Raw genomic sequence first — 13,213 nt, forward strand, 5'->3', positions numbered from 1 at the left:
CCGCTCTGCCTCAAGCCGTCTTAGGGCCGCCTTCGGGCCTTCTTCGCACCGTGCTCAGCCGCAGGAAGCCGCCGGATCCGGACCCGGCGTGCCGTGCCGGGCACCCGGAATGTGCGGCAGCCGCGCGGCGGACACCACGCCCTCCAGATAACCCCGGGCCCGCTCCGTCCGGGGATAGGCCTCCAACAGCGCCCAGAACGCCGGGCCGTGGTCCGGCACCAGCAGGTGCGCCAGCTCGTGCAGCAGCACGTAGTCCAGCACGTACTCCGGCATGCCCTGCAGCCGGTGGGACAGCCGGATCGTCCCCTCACTGGGGGTGCACGAGCCCCAGCGCGAATTCTGGTTGGTCACCCAGCGGACCTGGACGGGCTGGGCGCGGCCCCCCAGGTAGGCCGCCGACAGCTCCCGCGCCCGGGCCATCAAGGCGTCGTCCCCGAGGATCCGCCGACGCTCCTGGGCGGCGAGCTTCTCCAGCATCTGCGCGACCCAGCGCTGCTCCTCGGCGTGCGACATCCGCGCCGGGATCAGCACGACGGTGCGATCGCCCTCGCGGTACGCGGAGACGGTACGGCTGCGGCGGGCGCTGCGTCGCACCTCGACCCGGCTGCGGTCGTGCGCCTCCGGGGGCACGGCGCCGGAGGGCGGGTGCTGCGGCCTCGCCTGCTGCTTCTCGTGCCGGCTCTCGCGCTGCTGCTCGCGCTGGTTCTCGTCCGGGCGCCCGCGCGTGCTCGGCGCCGCCAACTGCGACCCGTTCGCTGCACGGGCACGCCGACGCGACGCCGGTGGATGGGAGTCCCGCTCGGCTGCCATGGCACACGACGTTACCCGGTACAGCTGACAGAAGTCCGGTGCCGTGGCCGAAATCTTTCATGGAGCGATCGGGAACGAAAGACCGACGGGGGGTGTCCGGAAACCGACGTCGGGGAGGATGGGCAGTTATCCACAGGGCCTGCGAACAGATGGTGTGATCATGCGCCTGGACCTGTGGATAACTTTCTGCGCGCGGTCGGCGCGATGGGGCATGCTGCGGTCAGCCGTCCGGAAACGATCGGAAGGGAGATCGTCGTGCGCCTCGTCCTGAAGCCCGCTCTGTCCCGCAGCTGGCGGGACTCCGAGACCCTGCAGTTCGGCACCATCACCCGGTACGCCGGGGTGCTCGGCAACGCCGACAAGTCGCTGTGCGAGTTCCTCGAACTCGTCGACGGAACGCGCGACCGACCCGAGCTGCTCTCCGCCGGTGAACGGATCGGGTTCGGCCGCGAACCCGCCGACACGCTGCTGAGCGAACTGGAGGAGACCGGGCTGCTGGACGACGCGGAAGCGACCGACCGGGCGCTCGCCCGCTTCCCCCGGCCGCACCGGGACCTCCTCGGGCCCGACCTCGCCTCGCTGTCCCTGGTCCACTCCGGCCCGGGCGCCGCACCGGCGGTCCTGGCCCGACGGGCCGAGACCCGGATCGAGGTCCGCGGCGCGGGCCGGGTCGGCGCGGCCGTGGCGGCGGTGCTCGCCGCCGGCGGCACCGGCACCGTCACAGTGGCCGACAGCGGGCGGGTCCAGCACAGCGACTGCTCCCCCGCGGGTCTGCCACCGGCGGACGTCGGGCGGCTGCGCTCGACGGTCGCCCGGGAGGCGGTGCAACGGGCCACGGGTCGACCGCTGGTCCCGGTGCCGCGGCGGAAGTCCGACGACCCGCCGCCCGACTTCGTGGTCCTCGCCCCCAGGGACGGCAGCGCCGCCTTCGCGGGCGGGACGTACGAGGCCCGGCTACTGCTCCGGGCCGGGGTGCCCCACCTGTACGTGGGGGTGGTCGAGGAGTTCGGCATCATCGGGCCGCTGGTGATCCCGGGGCGCTCGGCCTGCGGGCACTGCCTGGTGCTGCGGCGGGAGGACGAGGACGCGGCCTGGCCGCGGGTGCTGGCCCAGCTGGCGGACAACGGCCCCGGCCGGGCCCGAACCCCGGCCTGCGACACCGCACTGGCCACGGCCGTCGCCGGCCTGGCGGGACTGCACGTCCAGGTGTACCTGGACGGCGGCCGGCCGCCGAGCGTCGACGGCTGGTGCGAGATCTCGGCGGGCGACGGGATGGCTCGCCGCCTACGGCTACGAGGACACCCGGACTGCGGCTGCCTGTGGCAGCCACTGCCGCCGGGCTGAGGAGGGAGGGAGGAATCAATCAGGACGGCACCGGGCCCGGGCCCGGCGGCTGCGGGGCTCAGCAGCCGCCTGACCTGGCGCCGGGGCCGACCCGGGCGGAGCGCCCGGCCAGGTGAGCCCATGGCCAGGTGAGCCCATGGCCAGGTGAGCCCATGGCCAGGTGAGCCCATGGCCAGGTGAGCCCATGGCCAGGTGAGCCCATGGCCCGCGCCCAGGCTGGGGCCGGGCGCGGGGCGGGTGGATGGGGGGGCGCCGGTACGAAGGAGCGGGGCGAGGGCCAGAGGTGGGTGGGTGGGCAGCGGGTGAGGTGGAGGAGGAGGGCGGGTGGGGGGAGGGGGCGGGCCCCCAAAGCGTCAACAATGTGAGAAGGATCACTACTTGCGGGCAATGAGTCTCGCCCGATCCCGCGGTCTTCACTGCACAACCCCGAACAAGCAAGCCACCGAAGGAGCACAGCACCCCATGCGCATCGTGATCAGCGAGTTCGTCAGCCTCGACGGCGTCGTCCAGGCCCCCGGCGCTCCGCAGGAGGACACCGACGGAGGCTTCGCCCACGGCGGCTGGTCCCACCCGTTCTTCGACCCGGAGACCATCGGTCCGTTCATCAACGAGGCGATGAGCAGCGCCGACGCCCTGCTCTTCGGCCGCCGCACCTGGCGCACCATGGCCGCCGCCTGGCCCGAGCGGGCCGGCGACCCGTTCGCCGACCAGATGAACTCGATCAAGAAGTACGTCGTCTCCGACACTCTCGCCGAGGCCGACCTCACCTGGACGAACAGCACCCTCGTCCCCGGCACCGGGGCCGTCGAGTGGGCCCGGCAGCAGCGTGCGGCCGACGGCGGGGATCTTTTGGTCATGGGCAGCCCGACCCTCGTCCGCACCCTCCTCGGCGAGGACCTGGTGGACGAGCTCCGGCTCATGGTGATGCCCGTGCTGCTGGGCGGCGGCAAGTCGCTCTTCCCGGCCGACGGCGTGCTGCGCACCCTGCAGCTGACCTCCACCACGGTCGCCAAGACCGGCGTCCATCTGGCCACTTACCGCCGCGCCACCGAAGCCGACGCCTGAGCTCCCACCCGCGCAGGAAGTCGGCCCAGCCGACTTCCTGCGCCCGCCTCCACGACAGCACCGCCCCGGGCCCGACCCGCGTCCGACCACCGGCCGCATCAGCGTCAACGCCCCGCCGGACCGAACCTCCCAACTCCCGGCAAAGAGAAGCCACCGCCTACCGGCCCCCGTGAAATACCGGCGGAAGCTGCCCGGGGAGCGGGCACAATGGCCTAGTGATGGTGAGCCGTCCGGTGTCGGGGGGCCAGGGGATTGGAGGCCCGGGTGAGCGATCTTCCGCGCAAGGCAGTGACCCGCACGGCACGGCTCGCCGCCCTGCCGCTGGGGATAGCCGGCCGCGCCACGCTCGGACTGGGCAGGCGCATCGGCGGCCGCTCCGCCGAGGTGGTGACGGCGGAGCTCCAGCAGGCCACGGCCGACCAGCTGTTCAAGGTCCTGGGTGAGCTCAAGGGCGGAGCCATGAAGTTCGGGCAGGTGCTGTCCGTCTTCGAGGCCGCGCTTCCCGAGGAGGTCGCCGGGCCGTACCGGGCCGCGCTCACCAAGCTGCAGGATGCCGCTCCCCCGATGCCCGCCGCCAAGGTGCACGCCGCGCTGGCCCAGCGCCTCGGGAACAACTGGCGCGAGCTGTTCCTGGAGTTCGACGACCGCCCGGCGGCGGCCGCCTCGATCGGCCAGGTGCACCGGGCGGTCTGGCACGACGGCCGGCAGGTCGCGGTCAAGGTGCAGTACCCGGGCGCGGGTGACGCGCTGCTCGCGGACCTCTCCCAGCTGAGCCGGGTGGCCTGGCTGCTCGGTCCGCTGATCCCCGGGCTGGACATCAAGCCGCTGATCGCCGAACTGCGCGAGCGCGTCTCGGAGGAACTGGACTACGAGTTGGAGGCCCAGGCCCAGCGTCGGCACGCCGAGGAGTTCGCGGGCGACCCGGACATCGTGGTGCCGGTCGTGGTGGCGCAGGCCGACCAGGTGCTGGTCACCGAGTGGATGGACGGCACCCCGCTGGCCGAGGTGATCGCGAACGGCACCCAGGAGGAGCGTGACCGCGCCGGGCAGCTGCTGGCCCGGTTCCTGTTCGCCGGCCCGTCCCGGACCGGTCTGCTGCACGCGGACCCGCACCCGGGCAACTTCCGGCTGCTGAAGGACGACGGCCCGGCCGAGGGCTGGCGGCTGGGGGTGCTGGACTTCGGCACGGTGGACCGGCTGCCGGGCGGGCTGCCCGCGCCGATCGGGGCCTCGCTGCGGATGGCGCTGGCCGGGGACGCGGCGGGCGTGCTGAAGATGCTCCGCGAGGAGGGCTTCGTGAAGCCCTCGATCCAGCTGGACCCGGATGCGGTGCTGGACTACCTGTTGCCGATCATCGAGCCGGCCGCCGTGGACAGCTTCCACTTCACCCGGGCCTGGATGCGCGCCCAGGCGGCCCGTATCGCCGATCCGCGCTCGCCCGCCTACAACCTGGGCAAGCAGCTGAACCTGCCGCCCGCCTACCTGCTGATCCACCGGGTGACGCTGAGCACCATCGGAGTGCTGTGCCAGCTGGGAGCCAAGGCGCCGTTCCGCGCCGAGATGCTGGAGTGGCTGCCCGAGTTCGCCGACGAGCCACCCGCGAAGCCCGCCAAGCGGGTCGAGCCGGCCGAGCCGGCCGAGCCGGCCAGGAGGAGCAGCGGGCCCGCCCGCCCCTGACCTGCCCCACACAGCCGCCCCCTAATACCCGCCCTACAACGGCCGCAGGCCGCTCCCCGAGAACGGGGGGCGGCCTGCGGCACGACGGGGGTCAGTCGGATCGGCGTCGGTGCGCCTACATCAGCGCGACGGCGAGCGCCTTGCGGGCCCGCATGGAGGCGCGCTCGGCCCGCTGCCGGAGCTTGCGCGCCCGGACGACCCGGCTGACGAGGCGTTGTTCCTCGGCCTCGTGGAGCCTGTCTTGCATATGGGCACGGGCCAGGGATTCATGCAGGAGTTGCATTTCGAGGGTCCTGTTCTGGATCTGAAGTTCGGTGGTCTGCTCGGCGCGGACGGTGGGATCGATGGCGGCGGGGGTCATGTCGTGGTCCTGCTCGTGGTGCGTGCTCGGGAATGGGCGGGTACTGGCCGCTGAGTCGGCCTTGGCGGCGGCGATCCGTACGGACCGGCGGAGGGCGGTGTCCAGCGGGGGCTGCTCTCCCCGGCGGACGGCCCTGACGTGGTCGGCGGGGTTCACGCCATGACCTCGGTCTTGCGCGGACGGCCACGCGGCCGCTTGCGGGCCACGACCACACCCTGGACGAACAGCTCGCCGCCCCAGACGCCCCACGGCTCGCGGCGCTCCAGGGCGCCGGCCAGGCAGGCCTCCTTCACCGGGCAGGTGCCGCAGAGGGACTTCGCGTACTCGACGTCGGCGGGCGTCTCCGCGAAGAAGACCTCGGGGTCGAAGGCGCGGCAGGGGATGGGGAGACCGAGCGCCTCGGCCTGCTCGATCGAGTTGAGCTGCATGAACGGAACCTCCGGGAGGTCGGCCTGGTCGGCCTTGGTGATCTGGCTTGTCGGCGGTACGGACGGGATGGGCGGCGTGATGACCGTGGACACTGTGGGCGTCTTCCTCGTCTTCTCAGTGGTTCCGGCCCAGTGGACTGGTGGTGCTGGGCCGGAGGCCCCGGGGGGCCTGGGTGGTCTTGCGTACCGGACAAAACAGAAGGGCCGCGGATCCCGGTGTGACGGGTTCCGCGGCCCTGGAGGTGCCGACCTGAGGCTGACTCAGGTTCGTTCTCTCCAGGGTTCAGGCCCGCGGAAGGCCCGCATCCGGATGGCCTCGGCGCCGATAAAGGCGGCCTTGGCCTGGTTGATCTGCTGCTCGTTCTGCTTCTGGGCGTTTCCGGCACCGATGACCTGCGCATAGCCGCCATGCATGGCGGCGGCTACGGCCGCCTTCGGTGCCTGGGTCGGTCGCACATCGCGCTCAGGGCGCGAGGCGTCGACCGACGCCCAGTCACGGGACAGACCGGTCTCGACAACGGTGCCTTCGACACTCCTGCCGCCCGTGAGGCACAGATCAGTGTGTCCAAGACCACTGACAGCGGAGGCGACGGAGACACCGGTGGCGTCGAGACCCAGACCGGTTCCACCGAGCTCGGCGAGCGCCCGCAGACGGGCGGCACGCAGGGAGGCAGCGACAACGGTCTGGCCAGTCATTTTGGTGATCATGATGTTTCCCACTGTCTTCGCCTCCTCTCGGCGTCTCGCGGAGCCTGGTTCCCCTGGCTCCGAATGTTCGGATGTCTGTCTCGATCTGTGGGCGAGGGGGAATCGGCACAGGTTTCACCCCGTGCGACCGCGTCCCCTTGACCGCTCCGGCAGGCTATTGCGCTCCCGGTATGCCGCGCAAACTATTTTTCACGCGAGTTCACGCGACGCCGTCCGCGGCACGATCCGCGCGACGTCCCGCGGCGGTCGCCACGACGTCCCGCGGCGCTCGCCACGACGTTCCGCAGCGGTTGTGAAGTCCCCCGAGCAGTCCCCTGGACCGCGCCCGTGCCGGCTCACGCCGGATCGACCGGACCGTCGTCCTCGACGCCGTCCGGATCCTCCTCGGGCTCCTCCCCCGCGCACAACGAGAGCACGGCGGACCCGTACTTGTCCAGCTTCATGGCGCCGACCCCCGAGATCAGGGCCAGTTCCTGGCGGCTGGCGGGCACGTCCTCGGCGATCGCCATCAGGGTCGCGTCGGTGAACACCACGTACGCCGGGGCACCCTGCGCCTTCGCCTGCCGGGCGCGCCACTCGCGCAGCCGCTCGTACAGCGCCTCGTCCATCGTGGACGGGCAGTCCTCGCAGCGGCGCAGCTTGCGTTCGACGGCGTCGGTGAGCGGCTTGTCGCAGACCCGGCACTTGACCGGGCCGCGGGCCCGTCGGGCGGCCGAGCGCTCGCCGAGCTCGACGCTCCCCCGCCCGCCCCGCGCGCCGGTGCGCGCGCCCGGGGCGGAGGAGCCGGGACGCAGCCCGTCCATGAAGCGGCTGGGCTTGCGGGAGGCGCGGCCGCCCGGGGAGCGGGAGAGGGCCCAGGAGAGGCTGAGGTGCTTGCGGGCGCGGGTGACGCCGACGTAGAGGAGGCGGCGTTCCTCCTCGATCTGTTCGTCGGTCTTGGCGTAGATGATCGGCAGGGTGCCCTCGGTGAGGCCGACGAGGAAGACGGCGTCCCATTCGAGGCCCTTGGCGGCGTGCAGGGAGGCGAGGGTGACGCCTTCGACGGCGGGGGCGTGCTGGGCGGCGGCGCGGGCGTCGAGTTCGGCGACGTAGGCGGCGAGGTCGGTGCCGAGGCCCTCGGCGGTGCGGGTGCGCTCGAACTCCTCGGCGAGGCGGACGAGGGCGGCGAGGGATTCCCAGCGGTCGCGGACGGCGCCGGAGCCGGCGGGCGGTTCGGGGGTGAAGCCGCGGCTGGCGAGGACGGCGCGGACCTGGCCGGCGAGGTCGGGGGCGCCGGCGGTGAGCGGGTCGGCGGCGGCGCGGGCGGCGCCGCGCAGCAGGACGCCGGCGTCGCGGACCTCGGGGCGTTCGAAGAACCGTTCGGCGCCCTTGAGCTGGTAGGGGACGCCGAGGTCAGCGAGGGCCTGTTCGTAGACCTCGGACTGGCCGTTGGTGCGGAACAGGACGGCGATCTCGCTGGCGCGCACGCCGGTGGCGAGGAGGTCCTTGATCCGGCGGGCGGTGGTCTCGGCCTCGGTGGGTTCGTCCTCGTACTCGGTGTAGACGGGTTCGGGGCCGGCCTCGCGCTGGGAGACGAGTTCGAGGCGGTGGCGGGCGGCCTCGCCGCGGGCCTGGGCGAGCAGTCCGTTGGCGAGGTGGACGACCTGGGGGGTGGAGCGGTAGTCGCGGACGAGTTTGACGACGGTGGCCTCGGGGTGGCGGCTGCGGAAATTCAGCAGGTAGTCCGGGGTGGCGCCGGTGAAGGAGTAGATGGTCTGGCTGGCGTCGCCGACGACGCAGAGGCTGGCGCCGCCGCCGGGGCCGGTCCACTGGTCGAGCAGGCGCTGCTGGAGCGGGGAGACGTCCTGGTACTCGTCGACGGTGAAGTGCCGGTACTGGTTGCGGACCTGGTCGGCGATGTCGGGGCGGTCCTCCAGGATGGCGGCGGTGAGGAGCAGGACGTCCTCGAAGTCGATGGTGCCGCGGCGGCTCTTGGTCTCCTCGTAGACGCGGTAGACCTGGGCGGTCTCGGCGGGGTCGCGGGGGGCTTCGCGGCCAGACTTGGCGACGGCGGCGGGGTAGTCGTCGGGGCCGGTCTGGGTGACCTTGGCCCATTCGATCTCGGCGGTGAGGTCGCGCAGTTCGGTGCGCTGAACGCGCAGTCCGCAGCGGCCGGCGGCTTCGGCGACGAGCTGGACCTTGCGTTCGAGGAGCTGGGGCACGGGGCCGCCGACGGCGCGGGGCCAGAAGTACTGGAGCTGGCGCAGGGCGGCGGCGTGGAAGGTGCGGGCCTGGACGCCGTCGGCGCCGAGCTGGCGCAGCCGGCCGCGCATCTCGCCGGCGGCGCGGGCGGTGAAGGTGACGGCGAGGACCTGTGCGGGCTGGTAGACCCCGCTGCGCACGCCGTAGGCGATGCGGTGGGTGATGGCGCGGGTCTTGCCGGTGCCGGCGCCGGCGAGGACGCAGACGGGGCCGTGCAGGGCGGTGGCGACGGCGCGCTGTTCGGGGTCGAGCCCGGCGAGCACGGCGTCGGGGCCGGTGGCGGCGCCGGGGTCGGCCCAGGGGGAGCCGTGGGGGGCGTCGTACGGGCTGCCGCTCAAGAGGTCTTCCTGCATGCGTTCCATCCTCTCAGCCCGCTGGGACAACGACGGCGGGGTTGTCCACAGGCCCGGTGTGATCGCAGGATGATCCCTCCGCATCGCCCCGTCCGTTTCCGCGTCGGCCCGGTGGTCGCCCCGGTGGTTGCACCCGGTACCCCGGTGGGGTTGCCGGAATGCCGGCCGCCCGGTGGACGTTGCGGCTGTGAGAACGTACGAACCCCTCTTTCGAAGGAGCTCCCTCGATGTCCGGCAGCGTGACGATGTACAGCACGACCTGGTGTGGGTACTGCAACCGACTCAAGAGCCAGCTGGACCGTGAAGGCATCGGCTACACCGAGATCAACATCGAGGAGGACCCGGCGTCGGCCGCCTTCGTGGAGTCGGTGAACAACGGCAACCAGACGGTGCCGACGGTGCTGGTCCAGCCGGTGGGCGGCGGCGAGCAGGTCGTGATGACGAACCCGAGCCTGATCCAGGTCAAGAAGGCCCTGGCCGCCTGATCTGGCGCCGGGACGGCCGGCCGGCGTCGGCGCGCCTCACGGCGCGTCGGCCCGGGCCGGGTCGACGGGAGCGGCGGGGGCGGGCAGGGTGGTGCGCGCGCCGAGGTCGCCGATGCCGTAGACGAGCCGGCTGCGGTCGGCCGAGTAGCGGGTCTCGATGACCCGGACGGGGCCGCGCCGGTCGTAGGTGACCCGGGTCTGGACCATGAGCGGGACGCCGGGGCCGCCCTGGAACCACTGGGCCTCCTCGGGGCCGGGCATCCGGGCGACGAGGTGGTCGACGGCGCCGATCTCGGTGCGGCCGAGGGCGGCGAGGACGGCTTCGTCCCCGCCCTCGACGGGGTCGGGTTCCATCAGCGGAGTGCCGGCGGCGAGGCCGGCCCGGTAGTGGCTCTCCTCGATGGAGTACGGCTCGCGGTCGAGCAGGCGCAGCTGGCGGCGGACGACGATGGCCTCGCCGGGGCGCAGTCCGAGGCGTTCGGCGATGTCGACGCGGGCCCGGACGATCATCATCTCGAAGTCGGTGCTGAGTTCGCGCCCGGCTTCGTCGGCTTCGCCGAGGTAGACCGCGGAGGGCGCGGCGAGGCAGTCGCGGGGCGCCGGGGGCAGGGTGGGCCCGTAGGCGTGGTGGTCGAGGACCGGGTGTTCGCGCAGGTAGGTGCCCTTGCCCTGGAGGCGGACGAGGCGGCCTTCGTTGACCAGGACGTCGACGGCGAGCCGGACGGTGTTGCGGGCGACGCCGTACTGGCGCTCCAGTTCGCTCTCGACCGGGAGGGCGGCGTCGGAGGTGAACTCGCCCTCGGCGATCCGGCGGCGCAGGTCGGCGGCGAGGCGCTGGTATTTGGGGGATTGGGCGGTGCCCCGGGGGATTGTCACCCGAGTGAATGTAGCGAGCGCGGTGACGCGGTTTCAGCCGTTTCCGGCAATGTCGTCCGCGCGGGTCGGCGGTGGGGGCCTCGGAGGGTCCGGCGGTAGCAGAACTGGCCCGTCCGGCCACGAACAGCCGGTCGTGGTGGATTCGGGACGGGCGGGGAGGGAAAAGCGGGGGCGCGCGGCATAAGCCACGCGCCCCCCTGCATGCGGAACCGCACCGAACTCACCGGAACCGCCCGGGACTCCCCGCGGCCGCCCGGGAATTCGTACGGAACTACCAGCGCGCCGCCGACGGCAGCCGCTCGCCGTACCAGAGTTCGACCAGGTGGCGGGCGATCGAGATGCCGGAGGGCGGCAGGATCTCGCCCGCCTCCATCCCGGCGCGCAGCTCCTCACGGGAGAACCAGCGCGCCTCGGCCAGCTCCTCGCCGTCCACGGTGATGTCGGTGCCGCCGGGCAGGGCCTTGCCCGTGAAGCCGAGCATCAGGCTGGACGGGAACGGCCAGGGCTGGCTGGCGACGTAGCGGACCTCGCCGACCCGCACCCCCGCCTCCTCCTGCACCTCGCGGGCCACCGCCTGCTCGATCGACTCCCCCGGCTCGACGAAGCCGGCCAGCGTGGACCAGCGGCCCTCCGGCCACAGCGCCTGGCGGCCGAGCAGGCAGCGGTCCTGCTCGTCGGTGATCACCATGATCACCGCCGGGTCGGTGCGCGGGTAGTGCTCGGCCGCGCAGGAGGTGCAGCGCCGCACGTGCCCGGCGCCGGCCTTCTCGGTCGGGTGGCCGCAGCGCGAGCAGAAGCTGTGCAGCCGGTGCCAGTGCTCCAGGGCGACGGCGTGCACCAGCAGGCCGGCGTCGCGGTCGGACAGCAGCGCGCCGACCTCGCGCAGTCCGGCCGGGCGGGCGTCTCCGTCCAGCCGGCCGGGCAGGCTCTCGCCGGCCAGCGCGAAGTAGGAGACGCCGTCCTCGTCGGTGCCGAGGAAGTAGCGGTCACCGGTCTGCGGCGCCTCGAAGGACGGCAGCAGGACGAGCTCGGTGCCCTGCGCCGTGTCGACGACGAAGGCCTCGCCGCCGGCGATCGGCAGGACCCGGGTGGCGGGGTGGCTCCAGGCGGCGGCCAGCCAGGGCTCGTCGAACCGGTGCTCGGCGGCCCGGTCCACCCCCGCCCTGGCCAGGGCCAGGGCCTGCGGGCGCTCGGTCTCAGGCACGGTGCTCACTTCGTTCCATCCCCACGTGGTGAATCATCCGGATGAGTGATCTGACTGCGATGTGCGCGAAAGGGCCCGGAGCGGAAGGGGCCCGCAGCGCGCGGGTCCCCGGCTCGGGGGGCCCGACTCGCGGGCCCACAGCGCGCGGGCCCACAGCGCATGGGCCCACAGCGCATGGGCACAGCCCACGGGCCCACAGCGCGCGGGCTCACGCGCCGGGCCGGAAGTTCTCGGCCAGGTCGCCCCACAGGTACGCGGCGGTCTCGACACCCTTGGCCAACAGGTCCAGCTCGACCTTCTCGTTGACCGAGTGCCAGCCGTCCGAGGGCACCGAGATGCCGAGGAACAGCACCGGCGCGCCCAGCACGTCCTGCAGGTCGGCGGCGGGGCCGGAGCCGCCCTCGCGGGTGAAGAGGATCTTCTGCCCGAAGGCGCGGCCCATCGCGCGGACGGTGGACCGCAGCGCCGGGTGGTCCAGCGGGGTCAGGCAGGGCCGGGTCGCGCCCGGGAAGACCAGCTCGTACCGGATGCCCTCGGGCACCCGCTCGGCGACCCACGCCCGGACGGCCTCGCGGACCTTCTCCACCTCCTGCCCGGCGACCAGCCGGAAGGACAGCTTGAGGTGGGCCGAGGACGGCACGATGGTCTTGCCGCCGGGGCCGGTGTAGCCGCCCCAGATGCCGTTGACCTCGGCGGTCGGACGGGCCCAGACCCGCTCCAGGGTGGAGTAGCCGGCCTCCCCGCGGGTGCCGTACGACTTGGCGACGCGCAGCCACTGCGCCTCGTCGAAGGGCAGTTCGGCGAACAGTTCGCGCTCGCGCTCGGTCAGCTCCACGATCCCGTCGTAGAAGCCCGGGATCGCGACCCTGCGGTCGTCGTCGTGCAGGGCGGCGGCCAGTTCGGCCGCGACCTGGGCCGGGTTGGGGACGGCGCCGCCGAAGGAGCCGGAGTGGATGTCGGTGTCCGGCCCGTACAGGTCGAGCTGGGCGTCCGCGAGGCCGCGCATGCCGGTGCACACGGTCGGGGTGGTCTCGGACCACATGCCGGTGTCGGAGATGATCACCACGTCGGCGGCCAGCCGCTCGGCCTCGCGCCGGACCAGGTCGGCGAAGTGCGGCGAGCCGGACTCCTCCTCTCCCTCGATCAGCAGCTTGAGGTTGACGGCCGGCGCGGTGCGGCCGGTGGCGGCCAGGTGGGCGCGCACTCCGAGGGTGTGGAAGAAGACCTGGCCCTTGTCGTCGGCCGCGCCGCGCGCGTACAGCCGCTCGCCGACCACGGTCGGGGTGAAGGGCTCGGTGTCCCAGCCGTCCTCCTTGGCGGCGGGCTGCACGTCGTGGTGCCCGTAGACCAGGACGGTCGGCGCGGACGGGTCCCCGGACGGCCACTCGGCGAACACCGCGGGCAGCCCGTCGGTCTCCCACACCTCGGCGACCGGGAAGCCGGTCCCGCTCAGCTTTGCGGCCAGCCACTCGGCGGAGCGGCGCACGTCGCCGGCCAGCTCGGGGTCCGCGGAGACCGAGGGGATGGCCAGCCACTCGGAGAGGTCGGCGAGGAAGGCGGCCTGGTGCTGGTCGATGAAGGAGCGGACGGCGCTGTCCGGGGTTCTCGTCATACCGACGACTGTAGTTCGCCCGTGTGGGTGCCCGCCCCGGCCCTGCGGG

The 13,213-nt window shown here is 73.1% G+C and carries 12 protein-coding genes; 4 read left to right on the forward strand and 8 right to left on the reverse strand.

All coding sequences use genetic code 11. The features are described 5' to 3' along the window. Positions 1–54: 54 nt before the first annotated feature. Positions 55–630 (reverse strand): M48 metallopeptidase family protein, encoded by a 576-nt coding sequence (locus tag ACZ6Z8_RS09130; protein ID WP_465608417.1) that lies wholly within the window; start codon positions 628–630, stop codon positions 55–57. Between the two features lie 435 nt (positions 631–1,065). Here ACZ6Z8_RS09130 and ACZ6Z8_RS09135 point away from each other — a divergent pair, with 435 nt between their 5' ends. The 3 genes from ACZ6Z8_RS09135 to ACZ6Z8_RS09145 all read left to right on the forward strand — a co-directional run bounded on the left by ACZ6Z8_RS09135 (position 1,066) and on the right by ACZ6Z8_RS09145 (position 4,896). Continuing rightward, positions 1,066–2,154 (forward strand): ThiF family adenylyltransferase, encoded by a 1,089-nt coding sequence (locus ACZ6Z8_RS09135; RefSeq protein WP_465607745.1) that lies wholly within the window; start codon positions 1,066–1,068, stop codon positions 2,152–2,154. A gap of 462 nt (positions 2,155–2,616) precedes the next feature. Further along, the gene (locus ACZ6Z8_RS09140; RefSeq protein ID WP_465607747.1) at positions 2,617–3,219 is read left to right on the forward strand and encodes a dihydrofolate reductase family protein; all 603 of its coding nucleotides are present in this window, start codon (positions 2,617–2,619) and stop codon (positions 3,217–3,219) included. A 264-nt stretch (positions 3,220–3,483) separates the two neighbouring features. Further along, positions 3,484–4,896, forward strand: coding sequence for an ABC1 kinase family protein (locus tag ACZ6Z8_RS09145; RefSeq protein WP_465607749.1), 1,413 nt, complete (start codon positions 3,484–3,486; stop codon positions 4,894–4,896). Between the two features lie 115 nt (positions 4,897–5,011). Here the strand turns inward: ACZ6Z8_RS09145 and ACZ6Z8_RS09150 are convergent, their stop codons facing one another. The 4 genes from ACZ6Z8_RS09150 to ACZ6Z8_RS09165 all read right to left on the reverse strand — a co-directional run bounded on the left by ACZ6Z8_RS09150 (position 5,012) and on the right by ACZ6Z8_RS09165 (position 8,897). Next, positions 5,012–5,257: a hypothetical protein gene (locus tag ACZ6Z8_RS09150; protein WP_094742988.1), complete on the reverse strand. Its 246-nt coding sequence runs from the start codon at positions 5,255–5,257 to the stop codon at positions 5,012–5,014. Between the two features lie 152 nt (positions 5,258–5,409). Then, positions 5,410–5,778, reverse strand: a complete 369-nt coding sequence (locus ACZ6Z8_RS09155; RefSeq protein ID WP_465607750.1) for a WhiB family transcriptional regulator — start codon at positions 5,776–5,778, stop codon at positions 5,410–5,412. Between the two features lie 168 nt (positions 5,779–5,946). After that, positions 5,947–6,405, reverse strand: coding sequence for a hypothetical protein (locus ACZ6Z8_RS09160; RefSeq protein ID WP_465607752.1), 459 nt, complete (start codon positions 6,403–6,405; stop codon positions 5,947–5,949). 323 nt (positions 6,406–6,728) lie between these two features. After that, on the reverse strand, positions 6,729–8,897 hold the full coding sequence (locus ACZ6Z8_RS09165) for an ATP-dependent DNA helicase UvrD2 (protein WP_465608419.1): 2,169 nt from the start codon (positions 8,895–8,897) through the stop codon (positions 6,729–6,731). Positions 8,898–9,214: 317 nt separating this feature from the next. Between ACZ6Z8_RS09165 and ACZ6Z8_RS09170 the strand changes: the two genes are divergently transcribed. Beyond that, entirely contained in the window at positions 9,215–9,472 is a 258-nt protein-coding gene (locus ACZ6Z8_RS09170; RefSeq protein ID WP_465607753.1) for a mycoredoxin, read from the forward strand. A 36-nt stretch (positions 9,473–9,508) separates the two neighbouring features. Here ACZ6Z8_RS09170 and ACZ6Z8_RS09175 read toward each other — a convergent pair whose 3' ends face one another. The 3 genes from ACZ6Z8_RS09175 to ACZ6Z8_RS09185 all read right to left on the reverse strand — a co-directional run bounded on the left by ACZ6Z8_RS09175 (position 9,509) and on the right by ACZ6Z8_RS09185 (position 13,164). Beyond that, positions 9,509–10,348 (reverse strand): GntR family transcriptional regulator, encoded by an 840-nt coding sequence (locus ACZ6Z8_RS09175; RefSeq protein WP_465607755.1) that lies wholly within the window; start codon positions 10,346–10,348, stop codon positions 9,509–9,511. A 271-nt stretch (positions 10,349–10,619) separates the two neighbouring features. Next, entirely contained in the window at positions 10,620–11,561 is a 942-nt protein-coding gene (gene nudC / locus ACZ6Z8_RS09180; protein WP_402812404.1) for an NAD(+) diphosphatase, read from the reverse strand. A 199-nt stretch (positions 11,562–11,760) separates the two neighbouring features. Further along, complete coding sequence (locus ACZ6Z8_RS09185) at positions 11,761–13,164, reverse strand: dipeptidase (protein ID WP_465607758.1); 1,404 nt, start codon at positions 13,162–13,164, stop codon at positions 11,761–11,763. Between the last annotated feature and the right edge of the window lie 49 nt (positions 13,165–13,213).

Source organism: Kitasatospora sp. NPDC101108, assembly GCF_055584725.1.

What these genes read in the sequence shown, in the direction of transcription:
- ACZ6Z8_RS09170 (WP_465607753.1), top strand. Translation starts at nt 9,215, where the DNA reads ATGTCCGGCAGCGTGACGATGTACAGCACGACCTGGTGTGGGTACTGC.
- ACZ6Z8_RS09140 (WP_465607747.1), top strand. Translation starts at nt 2,617, where the DNA reads ATGCGCATCGTGATCAGCGAGTTCGTCAGCCTCGACGGCGTCGTCCAG.
- ACZ6Z8_RS09150 (WP_094742988.1), bottom strand. Translation starts at nt 5,257, where the DNA reads ATGACCCCCGCCGCCATCGATCCCACCGTCCGCGCCGAGCAGACCACC.
- ACZ6Z8_RS09185 (WP_465607758.1), bottom strand. Translation starts at nt 13,164, where the DNA reads ATGACGAGAACCCCGGACAGCGCCGTCCGCTCCTTCATCGACCAGCAC.